This is a genomic window from Bradyrhizobium sp. LA6.8, assembly GCF_040547935.1.
GTDB classification, from domain to species: domain Bacteria; phylum Pseudomonadota; class Alphaproteobacteria; order Rhizobiales; family Xanthobacteraceae; genus Bradyrhizobium; species Bradyrhizobium barranii.
Window position 1 is genome coordinate 237,903 of record NZ_JBEPQQ010000004.1, and the last position, 24,031, is coordinate 261,933.

The window sequence follows — 24,031 nt, forward strand, 5'->3', positions numbered from 1 at the left end:
AAGAAGGAACAAGGACCATGCTGAAGCGCAAGACTGGCAAGATTGCCCTGGGGTTCGCCGTGGCGTTCAGCGCCAGCGCCGCGCTGGCCACGGTCGCGCAGGCGCGTGACCTCACCGTCGTGTCGTGGGGCGGCGCCTATCAGGACGCCCAGAAGAAGGTCTATTTCGAGCCGTTCAAGAAAGCAGCCGGCGTTGCGATGAACGACGAGTCCTGGGACGGCGGCGTCGGCGTGTTGCGCGCCAAGGTGCAGGGTGGTGCCGCCACCTGGGACCTCGTGCAGGTCGAGAGCGACGAACTCGCCGTCGGCTGCGAGGAAGGCCTGTTCGAGAAGATGGATTATTCCAAAATCGGCGGCGAGGCCGCCTATATCCCGCCGTCGGTCAATCCCTGCGGCGTCGGCGCCATCCTCTACGATTTCGTTCTCGGCTACGACAAGGACAAGCTGAAGCAGGCCCCCAACGGCTGGGCCGACTTCTTCGATACCAAGAAGATCCCGGGCAAGCGCGCCTTGCGTCAGGGCCCGAAGACCACGCTGGAGATCGCCCTCATGGCCGACGGCGTCGCACCGAAGGACGTCTACAAGGTGCTGGCGACCGACGAGGGCGTCGAGCGCGCGTTCAAGAAGCTGGACACCATCAAGGGCGACATCGTCTGGTGGAAGGCCGGCGCCCAGCCGCCGCAATTGCTCGCCTCCGGCGAGGTGGCGATGACCTCAGTCTACAATGGCCGCATCGACACCGCGAACAAGAACGACAAGAAGAATTTTGGCATCGTATGGGACGGAGCGCTCTTCACCCTCGACAGCTGGGTCATCCTGAAGGGCAGCCCGAACAAGGACGCGGCCTACAAGTTCCTGGACTTCGCGGGCAAGGCGGAGAACCAGTCAAAGCTGTCGCAGAACATCGCCTATGGCACCTCGAACAAGGACGCAGCCGCCCTCCTCGCGCCCGCCGTTCTCAAGGACCTGCCGACAGCGCCTGACAACATCAAGAACGCGGTCGAGATCAACGTTGGCTTCTGGCTCGAGAACATCGACCGCCTGACCGAGCGCTTCAACAAATGGGCCGCGAAATAGCGCGCCCCACCAGGCTCGACCAATGACGGCCTCGCTCCTGACCGGCGCCAATGCGTCGACCGAGGTGCCGCTCAAGCGCCGATTGCGGCGTGCGGAGCGGACACGTCAGGTCAAGGCATTGGCGCTGGTGCTGCCGCTTCTCGTCTTCCTGCTCTTCACCTTCGCAGGCCCGATCGCCGGCATGCTGTGGCGCGCGGTCGATGACCGCGAGGTGCGTCAGGTTCTGCCGCAAACCATCGCTGCTCTCGCCAGCTGGGACGGCAAGGACCTGCCGGATGAAAAGGCCTTTGCAGCGCTGGCAAGCGACATCCTGGCTGCGCGCGCTTCCGGCATCATCGCCATCGCGGCCAAGCGGCTCAATTACGCCCTGAACGGTTTTCGTACGATCCTGACCAGCACTTCACGTAATCTGAAGGCGCAGCCGGAGCCCGGCACCGCCAGGGAGACACTGGGCAAGATCAACCCGGCCTGGCGCGAACGGGCCACCTGGACGACGATCAAGGATGCCGGTGGCCCGGTGACCGGCTTCTATCTGCTGGCGGCGCTCGACCTGACGCGGAACGTCGATGGTGCGATCGTCGCGGCCGCATCAGACCAGGCGATCTACCGCAACGTCTTCGCCCGCACCTTCCTCATCAGCTTCAGCGTCACGGCACTCTGTCTGATCCTCGGCTTCCCGGTCGCTTACCTGCTGGCAACGCTGCCGCCGGGCCGGTCGAACCTGCTGATGATCTTTGTCCTGCTGCCGTTCTGGACGTCGCTTCTGGTCCGCACCTGCGCCTGGATCGTCTTGTTGCAGAGCAAGGGCGTCGTGAACGACAGCCTGCACTGGCTTGGCATCATCGACGAGCCGTTGCGGCTGATCTACAACCGCTTCGGTGTCTGCGTGGCCATGACCCACGTGCTCCTGCCGTTCATGATCCTGCCGCTGTACAGCAGCATGAAGGCGATCTCGCCTGCTTACATGCGTGCCGCCGCCTCGCTCGGCGCGCCACCGACCACTGCCTTCCTGCGGATCTACCTGCCTCAAACCCTGCCCGGCATCGGCGCGGGAAGCCTGCTCGTCTTCATCCTGGCGCTCGGCTACTACATCACGCCGGCCCTCGTCGGCGGCGCCGCCGATCAGATGATCAGCTACTTCATCGCGCTCTACACGACCGAGACGGCCAATTGGGGCCTTGCTTCGGCGTTGGGTGCGGTGCTGCTGCTGGCCACTCTTCTGCTCGCTTTCGTCTACGGCAAGCTGGTGCAGGGACAGCAGGTCACGGGAGGGATGAAGAATTGAGCGATCATTCTTCCCTCCGCACGCCCAGCCAGCGCATCGCGTGGACCGCGACCATCGTCATCTCCACGCTGGTGTTCATCTTCCTGATCGCGCCGATCCTTGCGATCATGCCGCTGTCCTTCAGCTCGGGCTCGTACCTCACCTATCCGCTGCCGGGCCTCTCCTTGCGCTGGTACGACGACTTCATCAATTCGCCGCGCTGGATGAATTCGCTGAAGAACAGCATGATCATCGGCGTCGCCTCAACCCTGCTGTCGATGGTGCTTGGCACGCTGGCCGCGCTGGGGCTGGCGCAGTGGAAGAGCCGGTTCAAACCGCTCGTGCTGGCTTTCGTGCTGTCGCCGGTCGTCGTGCCCGGCGTCATCACCGCGGTCGGCCTGTATTTCTTCTTCGCGCCGATCGGACTGACCGGCAGTTATCTCGGCCTGATCCTGGCCCACACCGCGCTGGCGACGCCCTTTGTGGTGATCACGGTCGGCGCGACGCTGCAAAGCTTCGACACCAATCTGGCACGCGCCGCCGCCTCGCTCGGCGCCTCGCCGCTTTATGCGTTCCGCCGCGTGATCCTGCCGCTGATCCTTCCCGGCCTTGCGTCGGGTGCGCTCTTCGCCTTCGCGACCAGCTTCGACGAGGTGGTGATCGTGCTGTTCATGGCAGGTCCGGAGCAGCGCACGCTGCCGCGCGAGATGTTCAGCGGCATCCGCGAGAACATCAGTCCAACCATCACGGCAGCGGCGGTGATTCTGACGACGGTATCGGTCATCCTCCTCGCTACCCTGGAGGGCCTACGCCGGCGCAACGAACGGCTCAAGGGCAGCGGGGGCTGAAACGCGTCTTTCTTCCTTCTCCCCTTGTGGGAGAAGGTGGCGCGAAGCGCCGGATGAGGGGTTACCTCCGCAAGTACGAATGCAAGATGGGTACCTGCGGAGAGAGACCCGTCTCGCCGCTACGCGGCGAGCCACCCTCCCCCACAAGGGGAGAGGGTAAGAACACCGCAGCCCCCTACTTATTCTCAACCCTCCTCGCGCATCTCGGGCTTTACCGCCGCGACCGATTGTCGCTAGAACAGTCCCCGCAACAAAACCCAAACAACAACACAGGGAGAAACATATGCAGAAACTCATCGCCGCCGTCGCGGCCGGTCTTGCTCTCGCCGCCACATCAGGCACGGCCCACGCGCAGATCTCCGACGATGTCGTCAAGATCGGCGTGCTCACGGACATGTCGAGCCTCTACGCGGACGCGACCGGCAAGGGCTCGCTCGCCGCCGTCGAGATGGCGGTTGCCGATTACGGCGCCAAGGTTGCCGGCAAGCCGGTACAGGTGGTCGCCGCCGATCACCAGAACAAGCCCGACGTCGGCGTCAACATCGCCCGCAATTGGTACGACAACGACAAGGTCGACGCGATCTTCGACGTGCCGACATCCTCGGTGGCACTGCCGATCTCGGCGCTGACGCGCGAGAAGAACAAGATCAACATCAACTCCGGCGGCGGGTCATCGGACATCACCGGCGTCGCCTGCTCGCCCAATACCGTGCACTGGACCTACGACACCTATGCGCTGTCGAACGTCGCCGGCAAGGCGATGGTGAAGCGCGGCGAGGACACCTGGTTCTTCGTCACCGCCGACTACGCTTTCGGCATGGCGCTGCAGCGCGACGCCGCCAACGTGGTCAAGGAGAGCGGCGGCAAGGTGCTCGGCGAGGTCCGCCATCCGCTCAACTCCTCGGACTTCTCGTCATTCCTGCTCCAGGCCCAGGCCTCCAAGGCCAAGGTGGTCGCGCTGGCGAATGCCGGCGGCGATACCACCAACGCGCTGAAGCAGGCGGCCGAGTTCGGACTCGTTCAGGGTGGCCAGAAGATGATCGCGCTGCTCCAGGAGATCACCGACACCCATTCGCTCGGCATCAAGGCGACGCAAGGCCTGATCGTCACCGACGCGTTCTACTGGGACATGAACGAGGAGACGCGCGCCTTCTCGAAGCGGTTCAACGAGAAGGTCGGTCACATGCCGACCATGATCCAGGCCGGTCTCTACTCGGCGACCATGCACTATCTGAAGGCGATCGAGGCCATCAAGACCGACGAGGCGCCGAAGGTGATGGAGCAGATGCGCAAAACGCCGGTCAACGACTTCTTCGCCAGGAACGGCAAGATCCGCATCGACGGCCGCATGGTGCACGACATGTATCTGTTCGAGGTGAAGAAGCCGGAGGAGTCCAAGGGCGAGTGGGACCTCTACAAGCTGATCGCCACCGTCCCCGGCGACGAAGCCTTCCGTCCGCTCGACAAGGGCGGCTGCCCGCTGGTGACGCACTGAGCGCTGCGCGCTTCTCGATGAAGTGACCAGGCCGTCGACCCTCATCCTGAGGAGCTTGCGAAGCAAGCGTCTCGAAGGATGAAGGCCCGGCTGGTGGCCTCGCCCTTCGAGACGCCGCAAGTGCGGCTCCTCAGGGTGAGGGACAATCACTGAGGGGCAATCACTCACGATGACGAAATAACGACACGACAGCGCGCCCGGTGAAAACCGGGCGCGCCTCGTTTCGGCCGTCACGTGAGCAGCATTACTCCGCGTACTTGAACTCGGGCATGTTCTTCAGCTCGTCCTTGCTGGCATTGAACACGGCGTGGTCCGGATACCATTTCGACGTGGACGAGGCGGTCGTAGCCGTCGTGGTCTTCTCGGTGCCGGTCGCAGCGCCAGTGGTCGTGGTCGTGGTCGCCACAGGCTTCGCGCCGGTGCCGGTATAGGCGACGGCCTCGTTGACGAACTTCAGCTTCTCGTAGGGGACGGCGACCAGATGCTCGCCCATGCCGAGGAAGCCGCCGACGCCGATCACGGCAATCTTGATGTTGCCGCTCTTATCCATCAGCAGGTCGTTGATCGAGCCAATGTTCTCGTTGGCGTCGTTGTAGATCTTCAAGCCCGACATCTTCGAGGCACGCCACTCGCCCGACGCGGTCGTCGTCGTGGTGGTGGTGGTGGCCGCGGGCGCTGCCTTGTCGGTGGTGGCAGTCGGGTTTTGCGCGAACGCAACGGTCGCAAGCAGTGCGGTGCCAGCAAGGCCGGCGGCGATCGATTTCATCAACATTGTTGTCCTCTCCTTCAGCAGAAAGCTTATGCGGAGAGAACAGCGGCGATCATCCGCAGTTCCTTTTCTGCGTCAATTTCGTCACGCGATGATGGCGCTACGCTGCGACGAAAGTTCCTGCGTCACTCAGGAACGTTCGATGAGGAACGTTCCTGATGCACAGTTCCCCGCCGACGATCATGCGCCCTGGGTGAAGCACGATCGCGGCGAGGAACGCGCCGACCTGCGTCGCTCAGGTCAGCTCTTGAAGTCGATCAGAAGTGCGGAGAAATCCGAACCGCCGAATGAGCTGCCGTTGGCGCCGTAGGACGCGCTCGACGATTGCGACTGCTGGAGCGCCTGGAGGAATTGCTGGAGAATGTCCGCCGTGGTCGTGTTGGTCGACGTGCTGCTGGTCGAGTCCGTCGAGGACGAATCCGACGAGCTGTCATCCGGCGGCGGACCGGGCGGCGGTCCGCCCGCACCACCGGGACCGCCCGCACCACCGGGACCGCCGGCGCCGCCGGGCCCCTTGGCGAAAGCGGACTGAAACACGTTCTTCAGTTCGTCCGCCTGGTCCGAGGTCAGCGTCCCGTTCGACACTTCGTTGGCGATGAGATCGTCGATCTTCGACTTCATCTCGTCCTTGGAGGGACGCGTGCCACTCGACTGATCGCTGGATCGGCTCGACTGCAAGGCGGTGTCGATGTCGGTCAGCGCGGTCGAGAGCGCCGACTGGTCCGACGACGAGATCGTGCCGTCGGAAACGTCCGATTGCAATTGCTGCTGAAGCCGCTGCAGGGGCGACTGGTAGTTACCGGCGGAGGCCGCCGAAATCGAGGTCATAATGGCTCCGTGGCTTTTGCGGGGTTTCGTAAGCGACACCGCCACGGTATGGTTAGCGGCCTTAATGAGACCTTGCCGCTTCCCTGCCCGGGTATTGCCTGCTGTTGCGCCCGGACAGACAGAAACAATCCGAAACAAAAATCTTCGCCATTTGGCCCGAATCTTGGACAAACAAAGCGCATGGCCAATCCCAACATCCTGGTCGTCGAGGACGACCGCGAAACCCGGACGTTGATTGCAAAGTACCTGCGCAACAACGCCTGCAACGTCACCACCGTGAGCGATGGCCGGGAGATGTCGCGTGCCTTGGCCGATCACAGGGTCGACCTCATCATCCTCGACGTCATGCTGCCCGGCGAGGACGGCCTGAGCCTGTGCCGCAAGGTACGCTCGGAGGCGCAGACGCCGATCATCATGCTGACCGCGCGCGGCGAGGACGTCGATCGCATCGTCGGCCTCGAGATGGGCGCGGACGACTATCTGCCAAAGCCGTTCAACCCGCGCGAGCTGCTCGCGCGCATCAACGCGGTGCTGCGCCGCCAGGCCGCAGCCCAGGCGGCAAGCTCGATCGAGGGCGCCTCCACGCTCGTCTTCGAGGGCTGGCGCATCGATCTGCGCCTGCGCGAATTGCGCAATCCGGAAGGCGCGCGCGTCGCGGTGACCAGCGCCGAGTTCGATCTGCTGCGGACGTTCTGCGAACGGCCCGGCCGCGTGCTGTCGCGCGACAGCCTGCTCGACCTCACGCAAGGGCGCAACACCGGCTCGTTCGAGCGCTCGATCGACGTGCTGGTCAGCCGCATCCGCCGCAAGATCGAACCCAATCCGGCCGATCCCACCATCATCAAGACGGTGCGCTCCGGCGGCTATCTGTTCACGCCCAGAACTGAAGCGGCCGGGACTGAAGCAGCTGGCAATGAAGCGGTCGCGGCGACCCTGAGCAGTTAGTGGAGCGGTCGTCATGACGCCGTTCCGCTTCTTCCACCTCAAAAGCATCGGTGGACAGATCGCCGCGCTGGTGGTGGCGTCGATCGTCGCGCTGCATCTGATCCTCACCGCCAGCTTCCTGGTCAGCCGGCCGGACCGGGCCGAGCCGCCGCCCGACGCCGCCCATCAGCTCGCGGACGCGGCGCTGCTGCTCAACGGCACGGATGCGAGCGAGCGGCCGCGCATCCTCGCCAATATCGTGCGTGCGTTTCCGAATGCCGGCATCGAGCTCCTCGCGCCGGGGACCTTCTCCGTCGCCGAAGACAGCGGTGGCCCGCATCTGCGCAACGTGCGCCGGCACCTCGGCCATCAGTACAAGGTGGTCGCGCTGGCCCCGAACTTCGGCGTGCACCGCGTCGCGGTCGAGCTTCCCGACGGCAGTGTGATCGCAGGCCGCGTCGAGCAGGGCCCGCATCCGCCGCGGTTCTGGGGCGGCCCCTGGATGATAACGCTGCTGTTCGCGCTGATCAGCGTCACGATGCTCGGCCTGTGGGCGGCCTACGCGCTGGCCGCGCCGCTGTCCTCGTTTGCCAGGGCCGCCGAGAATTTCAGCCTGGACGGGGCGGCCGATCCGCTGCCCGAGCGCGGCCCGGAGGAGATCCGCTCGGTCGCGCGCGCGCTCAACCGCATGCATGAGCGGATCGCGCGGCTGATGTCGGATCGCACCCGGATGCTGGCGGCGATCAGCCACGACCTGCGAACGCCGATCACCCGGCTGCGCCTGCGCGCCGAGTTCATCGAGGACGAGGGCAACCGCAGGCGCATGCTGATCGATCTCGACCAGATGCGCTCGATGCTGGAATCCGTGTTGTCGCTGCTGCGCAACGACCGCAAGATCGAGGCGGTGACGCTGGTCGACATCGCGAGCACGCTTCAGGTCATCGCCGACCAGTTCGGCGACATGGGTCATGTCGTGCACTATGACGGCCCCGCTTCGGCGACGGCCGCCGCGCGACCCGACGAACTGCATCGGGGCGTCACCAACCTCGTCGAGAACGCGGTGCGCTTCGGCGCCGAAGTGACGATCCGCCTCGACGTATCAGGCACCAGGCTCGTCATCGACGTCGAGGACGACGGCCCCGGCATCTCGGATGCGCGCAAGCAGGAGATGCTGGAGCCGTTCGCGCGCGGCGACGACGCGCGCACCATGGACGAGCACACCGGCTTCGGGCTCGGCCTGTCGATCGCGCGCGCGATCGCGATCGCTCATGGCGGCGAATTGTCGTTGCACGACCGCGCGCCGCACGGGCTGATCGTGCGGATGCAATTGCCGGTGTGGCAGCAGCCGCGGCGGGCGGCGTAGGGCACGCCTCAGGCGGCGAGCGGCGGATGCTCGATCGGGTGCTCATCGAAGATCGCCACCGCCTCGAAGCGGTAGCCGCAGGCGTGGCATTTCCAGAGATAGGAAACGCGGCCTTCGCCCGGCTCGATCCAGTCCGGAGACGGGATCGGTGCCCCACATTGCGCACAGGGGTTCTGCTTGGGGATGTCGCCGATGTCTGCTCGGGTCATGGACGTTCTCCCGAATTTTGAATAGCGATTTTTGGGCGAATGCACGAATAGACAGACCTGCTGTCGCGTAACGCACATCGCCAAGTGCAATCCTAACCTGGGTTTGAGTCGTAAAAACGACGGCCCCGCGAAAATCGCCGCTGGCGGCGTTTCGCCACATCATCGCCGTGTTCCCACGGCCTAACGCGCACGGGTGCAGGTTCGTTCTGCCGAGGAATAATTCAATGAAAATTTTGCGTATTGCCGCGCTCGTTGCGGCCGGGCTGATGTTGCCGCAGGCCGCATTCGCGGGCGAAGCCGAGTATGCCGAGATGGTCGCGGCCCATGCCCGCGCCAACGGCGTGCCGGAAGCGCTGGTGCATCGCGTCATCATGCGCGAGAGCCGCTATCAGGCCGGCCTTATCGGCCGCGGCGGCACCATCGGCCTGATGCAGATCAAGCTCGCGACCGCCCGCGGGGTCGGCTACACCGGCGACGCCGCCGGCCTGCGCGATCCCAACACCAACCTCACCTACGCCGTCAAATACCTCGCCGGCGCCTATCGCGCCGCCAATGGCGACCACGCCCGAGCCGTGCGTTATTTCGCGGGCGGCTATTACTACGTTGCAAAGCGGCAGCGTCAGGAGGCCGTGCAGGTCGCCAATATGGGCGACACCTGGCTTGAGCCGAACGGCAATCCGCAGCCGATGCTCGGGACCGCGCCGCATAAGAAGCTGGCCCAGCGCGTCAGCAATGCGCGGGCGCAGGTTCCCAACCACTAGCCACCGTCATTCCGGGGCGATGCGAAGCATCGAGCCCGGAATCTCGAGCTTCCCCGGTGCGCAATTGCGCACCCGGGGTTCGGTCCGGCGGACCGCGCCGGAATGTCAGCCCTGTGGCTAGCGCGTTGACCACCCCGCCCCGCTGGCATACATTAGAGCCGTTCCGAGGGGTGCTCCGAGGAGGAGCTGAGATACCGCTAAATGGGTCAGAAGGCCCAGGACCGCGGTGACCCTTTGAACCTGATCCGGGTCATGCCGGCGAAGGGACAGGGATGTTGCAGACCACCAAGCGACCGGATTCCCCGGTATCCATCATCGGCGCAGGCATTGCAGGTGCCTGGCAGGCGCTTTTGTTCGCGCAGGCCGGCCATGCCGTAACGCTACACGAGCGCGGTGACGCCGCGATGACCGATTCCACCAGCCATTGGGCCGGCGGGATGCTCGCGCCCTGGTGCGAGGCGGAGGTCGCCGAACCCATCATCTCCAGGCTCGGCCAGCGCTCCCTGGACATCTGGCGGCGCGAGCTGCCCGACACCCCCTTCAACGGCTCGCTCGTCGTCGCCCACCCGCGCGAGCGCAACGATTTCGAGCGGTTTGCGCGGATGACCGAAGGTCACCGCCGGCTCGATGCGACCGGCCTTGCCGAGCTCGAACCGTCGCTGGAGGGCCGCTTCCGCGATGCGCTGTTCTTCCCGACCGAGGGCCATGTCGAGCCGCGCCGCGTGCTGCCGAAGCTGCACGAGCGCATCCGCGCCGCCGGTGGCACCATCAAGTTTGATAGCGACGTCAGCGCCAAAGACCTCGACGGCATCGTGATCGACTGCCGCGGCCTTGGCGCGCGCGACGAACAGCCGGAGTTGCGCGGCGTCAAGGGCGAGATGATTTTGATCGAGACCGGCGAGGTGCAGCTTTTGCGCCCGGTGCGGCTGATCCATCCGCGCTGGCCGCTCTACGTGATCCCGCGCGAGGACAATCTGTTCATGCTGGGCGCGACCTCGATCGAGGCCGAGGACACCGGCGTCAGCGTGCGCTCGGCGCTGGAGCTGCTCGGCGCGGCCTATGCCGTGCATCCGGCCTTCGGCGAGGCGCGGATCGTCGAATTCGGCTCGGGCCTTCGGCCCGCTTTCCCCGACAATCTGCCGCGCATCGGCATTCGTGGCGAGAGGATCGCCGTCAACGGCCTCTACCGCCACGGCTTCCTGATCGCGCCGGCGCTCGCCGAGCTGACGCTGCAATACGTCCAGCGCGGCCAGATCGACAATGAGGTGATGCAATGCGCGTGATCGTCAACGGCGAGCAGCGCGAGGTGAATTCCGCAAGCGTCGACGCGCTGCTGGCCGAGCTCGACTACGAGGGCACCCATTTCGCGATCGCGCTCAATTACGACGTCGTGCCGAAAAGCCGCTGGGCCGAGACCCACCTCAAGGCCGGCGACGAGATCGAGATCATCACGCCGCGGCAGGGAGGGTGAGGTGATGGCTCTCCATTTATCGCCTCGGTGCGCGCCACACACTCCGCTGTCATCGCCCGGCTTGACCGGGCGATCCAGTACGCCGCGGCTTCTCGGCTTCAGCCGCGCCGCCGCGGCGTACTGGATCCCCGCTTTCGCGGGGATGACAGCGTCAACCATGGAGACACCTTGGACATGGTGACCTTCTACGGCAAAACCTTCCCCTCCCGCCTGCTGATCGGCAGCGCGCTGTATCCCTCGCCTGCGATCATGCAGGCGGCGATCCGTGCCTCCGGCTCGAACATTGTCACGGTGTCGCTGCGCCGCGAGGCCGCCGGCGGCAAGACCGGGGACGCGTTCTGGAATCTGATCCGTGAGCTCGACGTCAGCGTGCTGCCGAACACCGCCGGCTGCCGCAGCGTGCGCGAAGCCGTGACCACCGCAAAACTCGCGCGCGAGCTATTCGGCACGAGCTGGATCAAGCTTGAAGTGATCGCCGACAACGACACGCTGCAGCCCGACGTCGTCGGCCTGGTTGAGGCCGCCACCATCCTGATCAAGGACGGCTTTGAGGTGTTCCCCTATTGCACCGAGGATCTCTCGGTCGCCAACCGCCTGGTCGATGCCGGCTGCAAGGTCGTCATGCCCTGGGCCGCGCCGATCGGCTCGGCCCGCGGCATCACCAACCGCGACTCGCTGAAACTGCTGCGCGAGCGGCTGCCTGATATCACGCTGGTGGTCGATGCCGGCATCGGCGCGCCGTCGCATGCGGCCGAGGCGCTCGAGCTTGGCTACGACGCCGTGCTGCTCAACACCGCCATCGCAAAGGCCGCCGATCCCGTCGCCATGGCCAATGCCTTCCGTCTCGGCTGTGATGCCGGCCGCACCGCCTACGAAGCCGGGCTGATGAACGCCCGCGACTTCGCCTCCCCCTCCACCCCTGTCGTTGGGACACCATTCTGGCATGCCGTATCCTGATCGTTTCTATCCCGTCGTCGACAGCCTCAAGTGGGTCGAACGCCTGACCAAGCTCGGCGTCGGCACCATCCAGCTGCGCGCGAAAGACCTCAACGACGCCGACGCGCTCCAGGTCGTCACCGATGCGCTGGCGATCACGAAGGACACACAGGCCAAGCTGGTCGTGAACGACTATTGGCGCGCGGCCGTCGTCGCCGGCGCAAAATATCTGCATCTCGGCCAGGAAGACCTGGCGGAAGCGGACCTCAAGGCCATCCGCGAGGCCGGCCTGTCGCTTGGCGTCTCCACCCATGACGACGCGGAGCTTGAGACCGCGCTCGCCGCAGAGCCCGACTACGTCGCGCTCGGCCCGATCTTCTTCACCACGCTGAAGTCGATGCGCTTCGAACCGCAGGGCATTCCGAAGATCACGGAATGGAAGAAGCGGATCGGCAGCATCCCGCTGGTCGCGATCGGCGGCATCAAATTCGAGCACGCCGCGGAGATCTTTGCCGCCGGCGCCGATTCCATCGCCGTCGTCAGCGACGTCACCCAAAACGCCGACCCGGATGCGCGGGTGCGGCAGTGGCTCGGCCAATCGAAGGAGACTGCATGACGCACGCTCCGCTCTCACCCCACACTCCACTGTCATCGCCCGGCTTGACCGGGCGATCCAGTACGCCGCAGCCACTCGGCTCTAGCCGCACCGCCTCGGAGTACTGGATCCCCGCTCCCGTGCGCAATTGCGCACTAGGCGGGGATGACAGCGGTAACCGTCTCTCGCACAGCGACGCCAACGAACTGAATTAAGGAGGATCCCATGAACATCCGCTCCAACCCCGAAAAAACCGTCCCCGCTGTCACCACCGGCCCGCTGCCCTCGTCGCGAAAAATCTTCGCGTCTCCGGACGCTGCGCCCGACATGCGCGTGCCCTTGCGCGAGATCATCCTCTCCGAGGGCGCCGGCGAGCCGAACCTGCCGGTCTATGACACCTCGGGCCCCTACACCGATCCGTCCGTCACCATCGACGTCAACGCCGGTCTGTCGCGCAACCGTCTCGCCTGGGTCAAGGAGCGAGGCGGCGTCGAGGAGTATCAGGGCCGCGATATCAAGCCGGAGGACAATGGCAACGTCGGCGCCTCGCATGCCGCAAAGGCCTTCACCGCGCACCACAAGCCGCTACGCGGCCTCGACGGCCACAAGATCACCCAGCTCGAATTCGCCCGCGCCGGCATCATCACGAAGGAGATGATCTACGTCGCTGAGCGCGAAAATCTCGGCCGCAAAAAACAGCTCGAACGCGCGGAGGCAGCGCTAGCCGATGGCGAAAGCTTTGGTGCCGCGGTGCCCGCCTTCATCACGCCGGAGTTCGTCCGCAGCGAGATCGCGCGCGGCCGCGCCATCATCCCCTGCAACATCAACCACGCTGAGTTGGAGCCGATGATCATCGGCCGCAACTTCCTCACCAAGATCAACGCCAATATTGGCAACTCCGCCGTGACGTCGTCGGTGGAAGAGGAAGTCGACAAGATGGTGTGGGCGATCCGCTGGGGCGCCGACACCGTGATGGACCTCTCCACCGGCCGCAACATCCACACCACCCGGGAATGGATCCTGCGCAACGCGCCGATCCCGATCGGCACCGTGCCGATTTACCAGGCGCTGGAGAAGTGCGAAGGCGATCCCGTCAAACTGACCTGGGAGCTCTACAAGGACACGCTGATCGAGCAGTGCGAGCAGGGCGTCGACTACTTCACCATCCACGCCGGCGTGCGCCTGTCCTACATCCACCTCACGGCCAACCGCGTCACCGGCATCGTCAGCCGCGGCGGCTCGATCATGGCGAAGTGGTGCCTGGCGCATCACAAGGAGAGCTTCCTCTATACGCATTTCGACGAGATCTGCGACCTCATGCGCAAGTATGACGTCTCGTTCTCGCTCGGCGACGGCCTGCGTCCCGGCTCGATCGCGGACGCCAACGACCGCGCGCAGTTCGCCGAACTGGAGACGCTCGGCGAGCTCACCAAGATCGCGTGGGACAAGGGCTGCCAGGTCATGATCGAAGGCCCCGGCCACGTGCCGATGCACAAGATCAAGATCAACATGGACAAGCAGCTCAAGGAGTGCGGCGAAGCGCCGTTCTACACGCTCGGACCGCTGACCACCGACATCGCGCCGGGCTACGACCACATCACCTCGGGCATCGGTGCCGCCATGATCGGCTGGTTCGGCTGCGCCATGCTCTGCTACGTCACGCCGAAGGAGCATCTCGGCCTGCCTGACCGCAACGACGTCAAGGTCGGCGTCATCACCTACAAGATCGCCGCCCACGCCTCCGACCTCGCCAAGGGCCACCCGGCCGCCCAGCTCCGCGACGACGCGCTCTCCCGCGCCCGTTTCGACTTCCGCTGGAGCGACCAGTTCAACCTCGGCCTCGATCCGGATACCGCCAAGAACTTCCACGACGAGACCCTGCCGAAGGAAGCCCACAAGGTCGCGCATTTCTGCTCGATGTGCGGCCCGAAATTCTGCTCGATGAAGATCACGCAGGACGTGCGGGATTATGCGGCGACGCTGAATGATCCGAACTCGGTGGGCATGTCGCTGAGCGGGACGGCCGAGGACGGCATGGCGAAGATGAGCGCGAAGTTCAAGGAGATGGGCAGCAGCGTGTATCTCGATGCGGAGAAGGTGAAGGAGAGCAATCGGGTATTGTGAGGTCACTTAGACCGCGCATCTTTTGAGGCCGGGCGAAAGCCCGGCCTTTTTCTTGAAAGCCAGCCGGATCCCCAGCATTCAAAGCTAGAGGGGACTTGTCATTACTGTCGGCTACAATCTAAGATAGATACATTGCGTGAGTTTCCCGTCTCCACGCGCGAGGCCGTCCAGAACGGCATCGCACGCACAATGGAACGGATTCTACAATCTTTTCATATTGGAGCTGGGACAAGCGGGCAATTTTGCACCGCGAGAGTTCGGCAAGATTCGTCCGAAAATCACCTAGTGCACGGGAGCACATCCAATGGCTGGACAAAATCAAAGCACGCGCTCGAATAAGGTACTCATCGCGATAGCTATTGCCGTATTTCTAGCTGGCTGCGTACTCACATTTGCCACCGCCCAAGACCATCCCCAAGGTTGGACTACACTACAGATTACCGCACTTCATGTTTTTAAGGAAATCGGCTTCGCCCTCATAGTTGCTGCTGTTGTTTGGGTCGTATTTGAGCGGCTCGCGGCCGCGCATGAGCAGGCGATCTGGAGCGCTCGTATGGATTCAATCTCTGAAAACGTATTCTATGGTGTCTTGCGTCGCGAAATTCCGGTCGGAATGCTAAACGTGGCCAATCGACTAGCTTTGACTCAGAGCCTTTTGCGCAAAGATTTTTGCTACGACATCAACTTGCTTGACCCTGAGGAAGGTAGTGGCGCCGACTATGTCGAGCTCAGGGTGAAGGCACGCTACCATTTAAGTAATGTAAGCGAGATTGTCGCCAAACACAGCCTGAAGGGACATCTTCCCGAACCAACGAGTAAGGGTCCTCGTGAAAAAGTCAAATTTCATCACATTGAAGTTCAACTAAATGGGGCGCCTGTCGGAACACCTGCCAAGCTCGTGGAAAAAGCGAATGCGTCTCTAAATCGCGACGGAAATCGTATCGCATTTGACGTCGGTGAATTCGCAGTCAAACGAGGAGACAATCTCTCTTGCGAGCTCGAATATTCGCTAATCAAAGCCTCCGAAGACACTGACTTAATCCGAACACATCTCCCAGCCGAAGCGCTGACCGTTTCGGTAAAGGATGACACAAAAAGGCGTTTTCTAATTCAAGCCCTCTCAATACACGATAAGGACGCCATTTTAGCGCAGAACGACGTCGAGCAAGGCCCGGTTGAGTACCGAATAGATGACTACCTCTTACCTCACCAAGGGATGTTGCTATGGTGGAAACCACGAGATTAGGTCAAGCATGACCGCCGAGGTCCTCGCGTGACAAGTGCGATCCGGATGAGCAGCAACGTCCCGTGGGCGGCGATCCCTCCGATGCTTTTGCTTCTTGATGTCCAGTGATTTTACCGCACTATGAGCACCCGCCTCCCCGACCAACTCCGCCCCAACCTCCGCCTCGTCTTCGTCGGCACCGCCGCCAGCACGCGCTCAGCCAGCCTCGGGCACTACTACGCCCATCCCGGCAACCGCTTCTGGCGTGCGATACATGAGGCCGGCATCACGCCGCGGCGCTATCAGCCGAGCGAATTCGCGACGCTGATCGAACTCGGGATCGGCTTCACCGATCTCTCCAAGTCGGCCGCGGGGATGGATCACCAGATCGCGCCTGAAACGATCGACGTGCCCGGCTTCAGGGCCAAGATCGACAAGTATCGGCCGCGGACGATAGCGTTCACGAGCAAGAAGGCGGCGAGCTTGTTCTATGGCAGGCCATCGAGCCGGATTGCACTTGGGCGGCAGCAACGCGACGAGAAGCTTCCCGACGTGTTCGTGCTTCCCTCGCCGTCCGGCGCCGCGTCGGGGCATTGGACGCTGGAGCCGTGGCGAGAACTCGCGGCGTGGATCAGATCGTAGGGTGGATCAGCGCAGCGTAATCCACCGAGGTCTGTCCCCGCGGAGACAGGAGTGGTGGGTTACGCTGCGCTAACTCACCCTACGGCACGACGAGAGCATGCGCCCTAAAGATCGAAATTGGTCGGCAGCATGACCACGTCGCGGATTGTCATGCCGCGCGGCCGCGTCAGCATGAACATCACGACCTCAGCCACGTCACTGGCCTCCAGCAGGCTACCCGTTTCCCTGGCTTCCTGCAGCTTCTCGGGCGGCCAGTCCGCGAGCAGCGAGGTGACGACCGGGCCGGGCGAGATCGCGCCGATGCGAATGCCGTGCTTGAAGACCTGGCGCCGCACCGTCTGGACGAAGCAGTTGATCGCCCATTTGGACGACGCATAGACCGGCTCCCAGGGCGTCGGAAAATGCGCCGCCAGCGAACTCGTGACGATGATGTCGCCGCTCCGGCGCGCGATCATGTGCGGCAGCACGTCGTGCACGTTCTTCATCACCACGTTGACATTCAGGTTCAGCATCCGGTCGATGGCCATAGTGTCGGCATCGACCAGATCGCCACCGACATAGGTGCCCGCATTCGCATGCAGGATGTCGAGCTGGCCTGCCTTCTCCAGGGCGCGCGGCAGCAACGATGCGCAGTCCCTGGGATCCAGGAGGTCGACGACCAGCGGGATCGCGGCATCGCCATGCTTGTTTCTGAGCGCCTTCAGCGCGGCCTCGTCGCGGTCGACCATCACCACGCGCGCGCCCGCGGCCAGCATTGCTTCAGTGCTCGCCAACCCGATGCCCGACGCGGCCCCGGTCACGGCAGCAACCTTGCCTTCCAATTCGTTTCCCATGGGGTTACCATCCTGCTGATGGTCGGCAGTATAGCGATGCAGGGCGAATTGGCGATGCAGATCGCTGGCTTCGTAGGGTGGGCAAAGGCGCTCTTGCGCCGTGCGCGGCGCGCGAAGAGCGCGCCTTTGCCCACCCTACGGCACCGTCAGCCCCTCACCCCGCATACGCCCTGTCGAGATCTGCGATCACGATCTTCCGCATCTCCATCATCGCCTGCATGACGCGGTTCGCCTTCGTGCGGTCGGGATCGCCGAGGTAGCGGCCGAGCGCGGACGGGATCACCTGCCAGGACAGTCCAAATTTGTCCTTGAGCCAGCCGCAGCGGGATTCCTCGCCGCCGTCGGCGGTGAGGCGGCTCCAGAAGTAGTCGACCTCGGCTTGCGTCTCCACGCTGATGAAGAACGAGACCGCCTCGGTGAAGCGGTATTGCGGCCCGCCGTTGAGCGCGTGGAAGCGCTGGCCTTCGAGTTCGAACACCGCCATGGAATCGCTGACGGTCTCGACTTTTGCGTTGGGGAACACTGCTTTGTAGAAGGCGACGGCTTCCGGGACGTTGTTGGCGAACCAGAGGAACGGCGTGATTGACGTCATGAAATTGTATCCTTTCGTCCTGGACTGGACGCGCGACCATCGCTCCAAGGACGAGCGGCGGGACCGTGTTCCGACACGGGCGCTGGTCTTTTTGCAGCGCCCCTGTCGGAACCCGAGCCGGCCATTCGTCCTTTGAATGCAACGCCGATCACCCCGGAGCCGCCGGATGCCCACCATCACAGCCTTTGAAAACTCACCCGACCGCGGCAAGGGGCAGGCGCGCGACATGCGCGTCCGCTGGGCGCTCGAGGAAGTGGGCCTGCCCTACGACGTCCGCCTCGTGTCGTTCGCGGCGATGAAGGACCCCGCCCATCTTGCGCTGCATCCGTTCGGGCAGATTCCGACCTATGAGGACGGTGATCTCGTCCTGTTCGAGTCGGGCGCGATCGTGCTCCATATCGCCGAGCGCCACGTTGGATTGTTGCCAAAAGATGCGAATGCGAGGAGCCGCGCGATCGCATGGATGTTTGCCGCGCTCAACACGCTGGAACCGCCGATCGTCGAGTTCGGGATGACGATGCTGTTCGAGCGCGACAAGGGCTGGTACGAGGAGCGGCTGCCGGTCCTGAAGGATCGCGTCCGTGTCCGCCTGGGCGAATTGTCCCGTCGCCTCGGCGGGGCCGAGTGGCTCGACGGCGCGTTCAGCGCAGGCGATCTCATGATGGTGACGGTGCTGCGCCGGTTGAACGCATCTCGCCTGCTGGAGGAATATCCCGACCTCTCAGCCTACGTCGCCCGCGGCGAAGCGCGGCCTGCGTTCCGGCGGGCGTTCGATGCGCAGCTGGCGGTGTTCACCGCATCGATCGGCATATAGAGGCCGCGCCTCTCACCGAGAGCCGGTACATCTCCGATCCCATACGTCGAACGGGCGACGCCGGGCGTCCTCCGATCGAATGACGCTGCGCACAATGCGCAAGGACTGTTGCCAGCCCGTCGCTCCGGCGATACGACTTGAGATGGAAGAGCCTGATATCAACCGGCCCGCATCATCCCAGGAAGGCACCGCATGAGCAACGATCTCTCCGGCGTCTGGGATGGCAGCTACATTCAACCGGGCACCGGAATGGTCACCTTCACCGCAACTCTGGTCGAAACCGGCGGCGCGCTCAGCGGAAGCGTGACCGAGCCCTGCTCGAACCCGCGGTGCCCGCTGCGAACCCACAACGCCTCGATCGCGGGTCAGCGCTCCGGCAACGCGGTCTCGTTCGTCAAACACTACGAGCCGCCCGGCCACGGCTACGACACGGTCCATTACGAAGGCACGGTGAACGCCGAGGCGACTGAAATCGACGGGCGCTGGCGGCTGCCTGGCTCTTCCGGCGCGTTCCTGATGATCCGCGCCAGCAAGGCCGCGCAAGCGGCCACGACGGAGCAACACGCCAAGGTGCCATCGCGCTGAAGGGAGCAACCATGCTGACGCTCTATTCTTATCCGGAACTGTTCGGCGTCGCCGACAACAACGGCTACGGCCTCAAGGTCTACGCGTTCCTGAAGCTCGCAGGCGTGCCGTTCGTGCACGAGCACGTCTTCGATGCCTCTGCCGCGCCGCGCGGGCAGCTGCCTTACGTCGTCGACGACGGCGAGACCATCGGCGACAGCGAGACCATCATTGCGCATGCGATCACCAAATATCGCCTGAGCATCGATGCCGCGCTGTCGCAGGAGGCACGGCGGACCAATCATCTCGTCACCCGCATGCTGGACGATCTCTACTGGGTGATGTCGTATTCGCGCTGGAAGGACGATCGCTTCTATCCGGCGTTCCGCGACGCTTTCATCGCGCAGCATCCGCAGATCGACGCGGCCGGATTCGAGAAAGCCAAGGCCTACAACGCGCAGCGCTATTATTACCAGGGCATCGGCCGCTACACGCCCGAACAGGCTTACGCGCGGGGGCTTGCCGATCTGCAAGTGCTGGCCGAGATCGTGCCTACGGCAGGCTTCGTCCACGGCGCGGCGCCGACCAGCATCGACGCCGGCATCTACGGCTTCATCGCCAACATCTATTATTTTCCGATCCCGACGCCGCTGAAGGCCTTCGTCGATGCGCACGCCAATCTCGTCGCGCATTGCGAGCGGATTCATGCGGCGGTGAGTTCGTAGTTCGTAGGGTGGGCAGAGGCGCGCTCCTTGCGCGCCGTGCCCACCATGCATCCGCATTTGCGGTACGAATGGTGGGCATGCTTCGCTTTGCCCACCCTACGCCTACACACCGCGTCCTACCGCATCGTGATCGCGAGCCCGCTCAGATCCGCATTCGCCATCAGGCCGGTCTGGTAGCCCGACAGCTCAAGCACCGCACCCTTCTGGTTGGTCAGCACGATGGCGCGGGCGCCGCGGCCGACGGCAAGGCCGGCACCGGCCGCGCCATAGACGCCGGCGACGTCGGAAGGGCGGTTGATGTTGGAGACGCGGCCACGCAGCACGGTCTTGGAGCCGCCGAAAACGAGGCCGTAGTCGAGCCCGCCGGTCGAGAGCCCATACGAGCGGCCGCGGAAGTTCAGCACGCCCGAGCCGCCCGAACCGCCGATGATCCAGCCCGCCTTGTAGATCGTCAGCACCACGGTGCCGCCGTCGGCCAGCGCCGAGGTCGAAAGGCCGGCCAGAGCGGCAATGGCGACCAGCGCGGCGCGGAAGGTGGTAGCGAGCTTCATGGGGCGTCTCCGGGGGCTATTTTTCAAGGGAGGATCGAATCAGACGCAGCGAATGTATCCGATGGATCGCGGCGGCAACATGATGGAGCGTGAGGCCTGCGCGGTGCGCTCCCTCGCCCCGTTCTTACGGGGAGAGGGTTGGGGTGAGGGGCCGCTTCGGCATAAACGGTAGGAGTTGGACTCGCGTAGAGTCCCCCTCACCCGCCGCGCTCAGGCGCGCAAGTGCGCTGCCGAGCGCGTCGGCCTCTCCCCGCAAGCGGGGCGAGGCGAAGGAAGAGGCCGCGCAAACAAGCACCACCGCCATGATGCCATTCTGCCCCTGTTTTGCCCGACGGAGCAAGCGAATTGTTCGGCTATACCGAATTTGAAACACTCACGATTTCTACTGTGCATGGGGTTGTTTTCGCGTTTTTGTTTTGCCCGCCTTCCCCAATGCCGATTGCAACTCCCCCGCATGTCGCTACGCTCGTGCGGGCGACGCGACCGTTCCATCCGAGGTGATCCCATGTCGATCCAGCATTTCGCACCCCCGCCACACGTCAAGGCGCCGCCGCTGTCCTTTGCCACGCGTGTCGGCGATCTCCTGTTCGTCTCCGGCATTCCCGGCTTCGACGGCAATGGCGCGCTGCCGGACGGTTTCGAGGCGCAGTTCGCCAACGTCGCCGTCAACATCAAGCGCGTGCTGGACGAGGCCGGTGCGACGGTCCGCGATCTCGTCAAGGTCAACGTGCTGCTCACGCGCGCCTCGGACGTCGCCGCGATGAATGCACTCTATGCCGGCGCGTTCGGCCCGCCGCCCTACCCGGCGCGCACCACCTGCGTCGTGCAGGCCCTGCCCGACCCGAAAATGCTGATCGAGATCGAGGCGGTGGCATCACTGGCGAAGTGAGCCACGCTTAGCGTATGTGTCTTGGCGCATGTGTCTTGGCGTATGTGTCTTGGCGTATGTGTCTTGCCGGGCACTCGGCCGAACCAAGTGCACGGCTCCCTCTGACATATCCGTGAAACGGCGGCCCCTCGGCTTGCCAAGGACCTGCTTTTACCGCACGAATTTTCGGGTCCCACTTCCCCACAAGGAGATTTTTCATGCGTCGCGTTCTCGCCCTCTGTGCCGTTGCCGGCATCGCCTCTTCCGTGTTTGCCGTGCCGGCGTCGGCAGCAGCAGCCGGCTATTACGTGATCCGCTGGGACAACACCGGCATCTGCCAGGTCTGGAACGAGGACCTGAAGTACAAGCCGTTCCAGTGGGGCGCTTCGACCTACAAGGTCGTCAGCAAGCCGGTCCCGACCTTCACCGCGGCTTCGGATCTCCAGATCAAGCTGCGCTCGGAGCGCCGCTGCACGCTCTGAGCGTCACGCGACGAATTTGATCTTGAGGGCGGGCCGCGCGAGCGACCCGCCCTTTTCCTTTGCAGGCGCGCGCTGGTTTTTTTCCGGCTCAAATGGCGCATTTCATGCGCGCACGCTTTGAACCTGATCAGCCGGCGGAGCTACTCACAACTTGTCCGGGGCGCATCCCCAAACGCGCCCCACACCATGCCTCCCCGTCATTGTCGGGAGGTGCATCACATCTTTCATTTGAGGAGCTGATCATGCGTCGTATTTCCGTGCTGTGCGCTGCTGCGGGTCTTGCCGTCACTGCCTTCGTCGCCGCGAGCCCTGCCGAAGCCAGCTATCACCTGATCCGCTGGCAGGACACCGGCTTCTGCCAGATCTGGGACGAGAGCATCCCGACCGCGCCGTGGCCCTCCGACTACGCCCGCGTCAGCACGACCGTGCCGACCTTCGTCGACGCACTCGTGCTGAAGGATCACGCGTTGAAGAGCGGTCACTGCACCTGGTAAGATTTCGATCGGCGGATCGACGAGCGGGCAAGGGCGCGACGCGTTCTTGCCCGCTCTTTTTTGTCAGCACATGGCGGATCGGCGAGGCGCAGCGCCAGCGCGCGCTCACGCGTCCTTGTGCGCGCCGGGATGGATCAGGATGTCGCGCGCGGCGGCGAGGTCGATGAAGGCTTGCGCGCTTCCGCCCTGGTCGGGATGCTTGCCCTTGGCGGCGCGACGGTAGGCCTGGTTGATGTCGTCGCAGGTGAGCTGCACGGCGAGCGGCAGGCCGAGCATCCTGCGGGCACGATCTTCGCTCGAGAGCTGCTTCGGCATGGCGTTGCGGCGGCCGAAGCGCGGCGCGGTGAGATCATGGACGACCTCGAGGATCACGCCGACGCGGCGCTGGGCCGCCAGCGTGACGCTGTGATCGTCATTGTCCGCGGCCTGGCGCAGCACGGGAAGCGCCTGCTCAGCCGCCTGGCGCAGCGTGGCATCCGTGCTCATGCGCACGATCTCGGCGACGAGCCGGCCCGCCTCGGCCCAGTCGGCCGGCTGCGCCGACCGCAGGCGTTCGAGAGCGAGTTTCCAGGATTCAAGCCGTCCCATCATGCGCGCAACGTTTAGCAATGAAGATCAGTATGCCAAGGCGGCCGTTTCCGACCCCTTAATTTCGAGTTAGCCTTTCATGAAACTTCGAAACGAATCCGGGAGGAAATTGTCATGGCATTGCTCGCAAACCACATCGCCGTCGTCACGGGCGCCGGATCCGGCATCGGCCGGGCGATCGCGGCCGGCTACGCCCGCGAGGGCGCGCGAGTGGTGCTGCTCGACGTCAACGCCGACACGGTCGCGGAGGCCGCGCAGGAGATCCGCAAGGCCGGCGGCAAGGCCGAGAGCTTTGCGCTCGATGTCACCAAGCGTGACGAATGCTTTGCGCTCGCCAGGCAGGTCGCCGACAAGGTCGGGCAGGTCTCGATCCTCGTCAACAATGCCGGCATCACCCGCCGCAACGCCTTCACCGCGGACACGGAGACGGTGGCGAAGGACTGGAACGACATCATCTCGCTCAACCTCAACGGCGTCTTCAACGTGACGCAGGCGTTCCTCGCGCCGCTGCGGACCGCCAAGGGCCGCATCGTCAATATCGGCTCGATCCAGTCCTTCGTGCATCTGCGCACGCCGAGCTCGGCGGCGTATACGACCTCGAAGCACGGCGTGCTCGGCTTCACCAAGGCGCTCGCCGTCGAGCTCGGCAAGGAAGGCGTGCGCGTCAACGCAATCGGGCCGGGCTTCATCGAGACCAACATCAACGCCAACGTGCGCGCGACCAATCCGGCGCTGGTGCGGGCCTTCGTCGATCACACCCCGCTGGCGCGCACCGGCAAGCCCGAGGACATCGTGGGCCCCGCGATCTTCCTGGCGTCGGATCTGTCGGCCTATGTCACGGGGACGATCGTGATGGTGGACGGCGGGTACCGGACGGTGTGAGCGGGCGCGCAAAATCGGTCCGCATCGCTATGCATCCCGTGCCAATCGCGGCACCTTCGCGGCAATCCCAAGGTCAATTGGTGCGATCGTCCGCGATTAACCACTCGT

The 24,031-nt window shown here is 64.2% G+C and carries 28 protein-coding genes and 1 riboswitch; of the genes, 21 read left to right on the forward strand and 7 right to left on the reverse strand.

Going from position 1 to position 24,031, the window contains the following annotated elements; genetic code table 11:
* The first annotated feature begins 17 nt into the window (after positions 1-17).
* The 4 genes from ABIA90_RS21290 (at position 18) to ABIA90_RS21305 (ending at position 4,683) form a co-directional block, all read left to right on the forward strand.
* Positions 18-1,076, forward strand: coding sequence for an ABC transporter substrate-binding protein (locus tag ABIA90_RS21290; RefSeq protein ID WP_354119491.1), 1,059 nt, complete (start codon positions 18-20; stop codon positions 1,074-1,076).
* 22 nt (positions 1,077-1,098) lie between these two features.
* A complete protein-coding gene (locus ABIA90_RS21295; protein ID WP_354119490.1) occupies positions 1,099-2,361 on the forward strand; it encodes an ABC transporter permease in 1,263 nt (420 codons plus the stop codon).
* On the forward strand, positions 2,358-3,188 hold the full coding sequence (locus ABIA90_RS21300; protein ID WP_166343800.1) for an ABC transporter permease: 831 nt from the start codon (positions 2,358-2,360) through the stop codon (positions 3,186-3,188). Before ABIA90_RS21295 ends, ABIA90_RS21300 begins: the two co-directional genes overlap by 4 nt.
* Before the next feature lie 283 nt (positions 3,189-3,471).
* The gene (locus ABIA90_RS21305; RefSeq protein WP_028156330.1) at positions 3,472-4,683 is read left to right on the forward strand and encodes an ABC transporter substrate-binding protein; all 1,212 of its coding nucleotides are present in this window, start codon (positions 3,472-3,474) and stop codon (positions 4,681-4,683) included.
* Positions 4,684-4,927: 244 nt separating this feature from the next.
* On the opposite strand, the gene ABIA90_RS21310 is transcribed toward ABIA90_RS21305, so the two are convergent.
* Positions 4,928-5,455, reverse strand: coding sequence for a PRC-barrel domain-containing protein (locus tag ABIA90_RS21310; RefSeq protein ID WP_354119489.1), 528 nt, complete (start codon positions 5,453-5,455; stop codon positions 4,928-4,930).
* A gap of 237 nt (positions 5,456-5,692) precedes the next feature.
* Positions 5,693-6,280 (reverse strand): hypothetical protein, encoded by a 588-nt coding sequence (locus ABIA90_RS21315; protein ID WP_354119488.1) that lies wholly within the window; start codon positions 6,278-6,280, stop codon positions 5,693-5,695.
* Positions 6,281-6,460: 180 nt separating this feature from the next.
* On the opposite strand from ABIA90_RS21315, the gene ABIA90_RS21320 reads away from it, so the two are divergent.
* Entirely contained in the window at positions 6,461-7,225 is a 765-nt protein-coding gene (locus tag ABIA90_RS21320; RefSeq protein ID WP_039153088.1) for a response regulator, read from the forward strand.
* Between the two features lie 13 nt (positions 7,226-7,238).
* Positions 7,239-8,567 (forward strand): ATP-binding protein, encoded by a 1,329-nt coding sequence (locus ABIA90_RS21325; RefSeq protein ID WP_354119487.1) that lies wholly within the window; start codon positions 7,239-7,241, stop codon positions 8,565-8,567.
* A gap of 8 nt (positions 8,568-8,575) precedes the next feature.
* Here the strand turns inward: ABIA90_RS21325 and ABIA90_RS21330 are convergent, their stop codons facing one another.
* Positions 8,576-8,776, reverse strand: coding sequence for a hypothetical protein (locus ABIA90_RS21330; protein ID WP_028153771.1), 201 nt, complete (start codon positions 8,774-8,776; stop codon positions 8,576-8,578).
* Positions 8,777-9,000: 224 nt separating this feature from the next.
* Here ABIA90_RS21330 and ABIA90_RS21335 point away from each other — a divergent pair, with 224 nt between their 5' ends.
* The 8 genes from ABIA90_RS21335 to ABIA90_RS21370 all read left to right on the forward strand — a co-directional run bounded on the left by ABIA90_RS21335 (position 9,001) and on the right by ABIA90_RS21370 (position 16,530).
* Positions 9,001-9,537, forward strand: a complete 537-nt coding sequence (locus ABIA90_RS21335; RefSeq protein ID WP_354119486.1) for a transglycosylase SLT domain-containing protein — start codon at positions 9,001-9,003, stop codon at positions 9,535-9,537.
* 156 nt (positions 9,538-9,693) lie between these two features.
* A riboswitch (TPP riboswitch) is annotated at positions 9,694-9,822 on the forward strand.
* Positions 9,810-10,820: an FAD-dependent oxidoreductase gene (locus ABIA90_RS21340; protein WP_354119485.1), complete on the forward strand. Its 1,011-nt coding sequence runs from the start codon at positions 9,810-9,812 to the stop codon at positions 10,818-10,820. (Overlaps the previous riboswitch by 13 nt.)
* A complete protein-coding gene (gene thiS, locus ABIA90_RS21345; RefSeq protein ID WP_028153774.1) occupies positions 10,811-11,008 on the forward strand; it encodes a sulfur carrier protein ThiS in 198 nt (65 codons plus the stop codon). Before ABIA90_RS21340 ends, thiS begins: the two co-directional genes overlap by 10 nt.
* Positions 11,009-11,182: 174 nt before the next feature.
* Positions 11,183-11,965, forward strand: a complete 783-nt coding sequence (locus ABIA90_RS21350) for a thiazole synthase (protein WP_354119559.1) — start codon at positions 11,183-11,185, stop codon at positions 11,963-11,965.
* Positions 11,952-12,560 (forward strand): thiamine phosphate synthase, encoded by a 609-nt coding sequence (locus ABIA90_RS21355; protein ID WP_354119484.1) that lies wholly within the window; start codon positions 11,952-11,954, stop codon positions 12,558-12,560. Before ABIA90_RS21350 ends, ABIA90_RS21355 begins: the two co-directional genes overlap by 14 nt.
* A gap of 204 nt (positions 12,561-12,764) precedes the next feature.
* Positions 12,765-14,663, forward strand: coding sequence for a phosphomethylpyrimidine synthase ThiC (gene thiC / locus ABIA90_RS21360; protein ID WP_354119483.1), 1,899 nt, complete (start codon positions 12,765-12,767; stop codon positions 14,661-14,663).
* Between the two features lie 304 nt (positions 14,664-14,967).
* Positions 14,968-15,909: a hypothetical protein gene (locus ABIA90_RS21365; protein WP_354119482.1), complete on the forward strand. Its 942-nt coding sequence runs from the start codon at positions 14,968-14,970 to the stop codon at positions 15,907-15,909.
* Positions 15,910-16,029: 120 nt separating this feature from the next.
* The gene (locus ABIA90_RS21370) at positions 16,030-16,530 is read left to right on the forward strand and encodes a mismatch-specific DNA-glycosylase (RefSeq protein WP_354119481.1); all 501 of its coding nucleotides are present in this window, start codon (positions 16,030-16,032) and stop codon (positions 16,528-16,530) included.
* 104 nt (positions 16,531-16,634) lie between these two features.
* On the opposite strand, the gene ABIA90_RS21375 is transcribed toward ABIA90_RS21370, so the two are convergent.
* On the reverse strand, positions 16,635-17,363 hold the full coding sequence (locus ABIA90_RS21375; protein ID WP_354119480.1) for an SDR family oxidoreductase: 729 nt from the start codon (positions 17,361-17,363) through the stop codon (positions 16,635-16,637).
* Between the two features lie 154 nt (positions 17,364-17,517).
* Positions 17,518-17,955, reverse strand: a complete 438-nt coding sequence (locus ABIA90_RS21380; RefSeq protein ID WP_354119479.1) for a VOC family protein — start codon at positions 17,953-17,955, stop codon at positions 17,518-17,520.
* 166 nt (positions 17,956-18,121) lie between these two features.
* Between ABIA90_RS21380 and ABIA90_RS21385 the strand changes: the two genes are divergently transcribed.
* The 3 genes from ABIA90_RS21385 to ABIA90_RS21395 all read left to right on the forward strand — a co-directional run bounded on the left by ABIA90_RS21385 (position 18,122) and on the right by ABIA90_RS21395 (position 20,058).
* Positions 18,122-18,769: a glutathione S-transferase family protein gene (locus tag ABIA90_RS21385; RefSeq protein ID WP_354119478.1), complete on the forward strand. Its 648-nt coding sequence runs from the start codon at positions 18,122-18,124 to the stop codon at positions 18,767-18,769.
* A 192-nt stretch (positions 18,770-18,961) separates the two neighbouring features.
* Positions 18,962-19,354, forward strand: coding sequence for a hypothetical protein (locus ABIA90_RS21390; protein WP_166102139.1), 393 nt, complete (start codon positions 18,962-18,964; stop codon positions 19,352-19,354).
* Positions 19,355-19,365: 11 nt separating this feature from the next.
* Positions 19,366-20,058 carry a glutathione S-transferase family protein gene (locus ABIA90_RS21395; protein ID WP_354119477.1) on the forward strand — a complete coding sequence of 231 codons (693 nt, stop codon included), beginning with the start codon at positions 19,366-19,368 and terminating at the stop codon, positions 20,056-20,058.
* A 116-nt stretch (positions 20,059-20,174) separates the two neighbouring features.
* Here the strand turns inward: ABIA90_RS21395 and ABIA90_RS21400 are convergent, their stop codons facing one another.
* On the reverse strand, positions 20,175-20,609 hold the full coding sequence (locus ABIA90_RS21400; RefSeq protein WP_085405152.1) for a hypothetical protein: 435 nt from the start codon (positions 20,607-20,609) through the stop codon (positions 20,175-20,177).
* Between the two features lie 505 nt (positions 20,610-21,114).
* Here ABIA90_RS21400 and ABIA90_RS21405 point away from each other — a divergent pair.
* The 3 genes from ABIA90_RS21405 (at position 21,115) to ABIA90_RS21415 (ending at position 22,453) form a co-directional block, all read left to right on the forward strand.
* Positions 21,115-21,498, forward strand: a complete 384-nt coding sequence (locus ABIA90_RS21405; RefSeq protein WP_038941868.1) for a RidA family protein — start codon at positions 21,115-21,117, stop codon at positions 21,496-21,498.
* Between the two features lie 197 nt (positions 21,499-21,695).
* Entirely contained in the window at positions 21,696-21,959 is a 264-nt protein-coding gene (locus ABIA90_RS21410) for a hypothetical protein (protein ID WP_063981484.1), read from the forward strand.
* A gap of 242 nt (positions 21,960-22,201) precedes the next feature.
* Positions 22,202-22,453, forward strand: coding sequence for a hypothetical protein (locus tag ABIA90_RS21415; RefSeq protein WP_085405155.1), 252 nt, complete (start codon positions 22,202-22,204; stop codon positions 22,451-22,453).
* A 105-nt stretch (positions 22,454-22,558) separates the two neighbouring features.
* On the opposite strand, the gene ABIA90_RS21420 is transcribed toward ABIA90_RS21415, so the two are convergent.
* Positions 22,559-23,044, reverse strand: coding sequence for a molecular chaperone DnaJ (locus ABIA90_RS21420; protein WP_028156308.1), 486 nt, complete (start codon positions 23,042-23,044; stop codon positions 22,559-22,561).
* A gap of 111 nt (positions 23,045-23,155) precedes the next feature.
* Here ABIA90_RS21420 and ABIA90_RS21425 point away from each other — a divergent pair, with 111 nt between their 5' ends.
* Positions 23,156-23,923 (forward strand): SDR family NAD(P)-dependent oxidoreductase, encoded by a 768-nt coding sequence (locus ABIA90_RS21425; protein ID WP_354119476.1) that lies wholly within the window; start codon positions 23,156-23,158, stop codon positions 23,921-23,923.
* Positions 23,924-24,031: the final 108 nt, after the last annotated feature.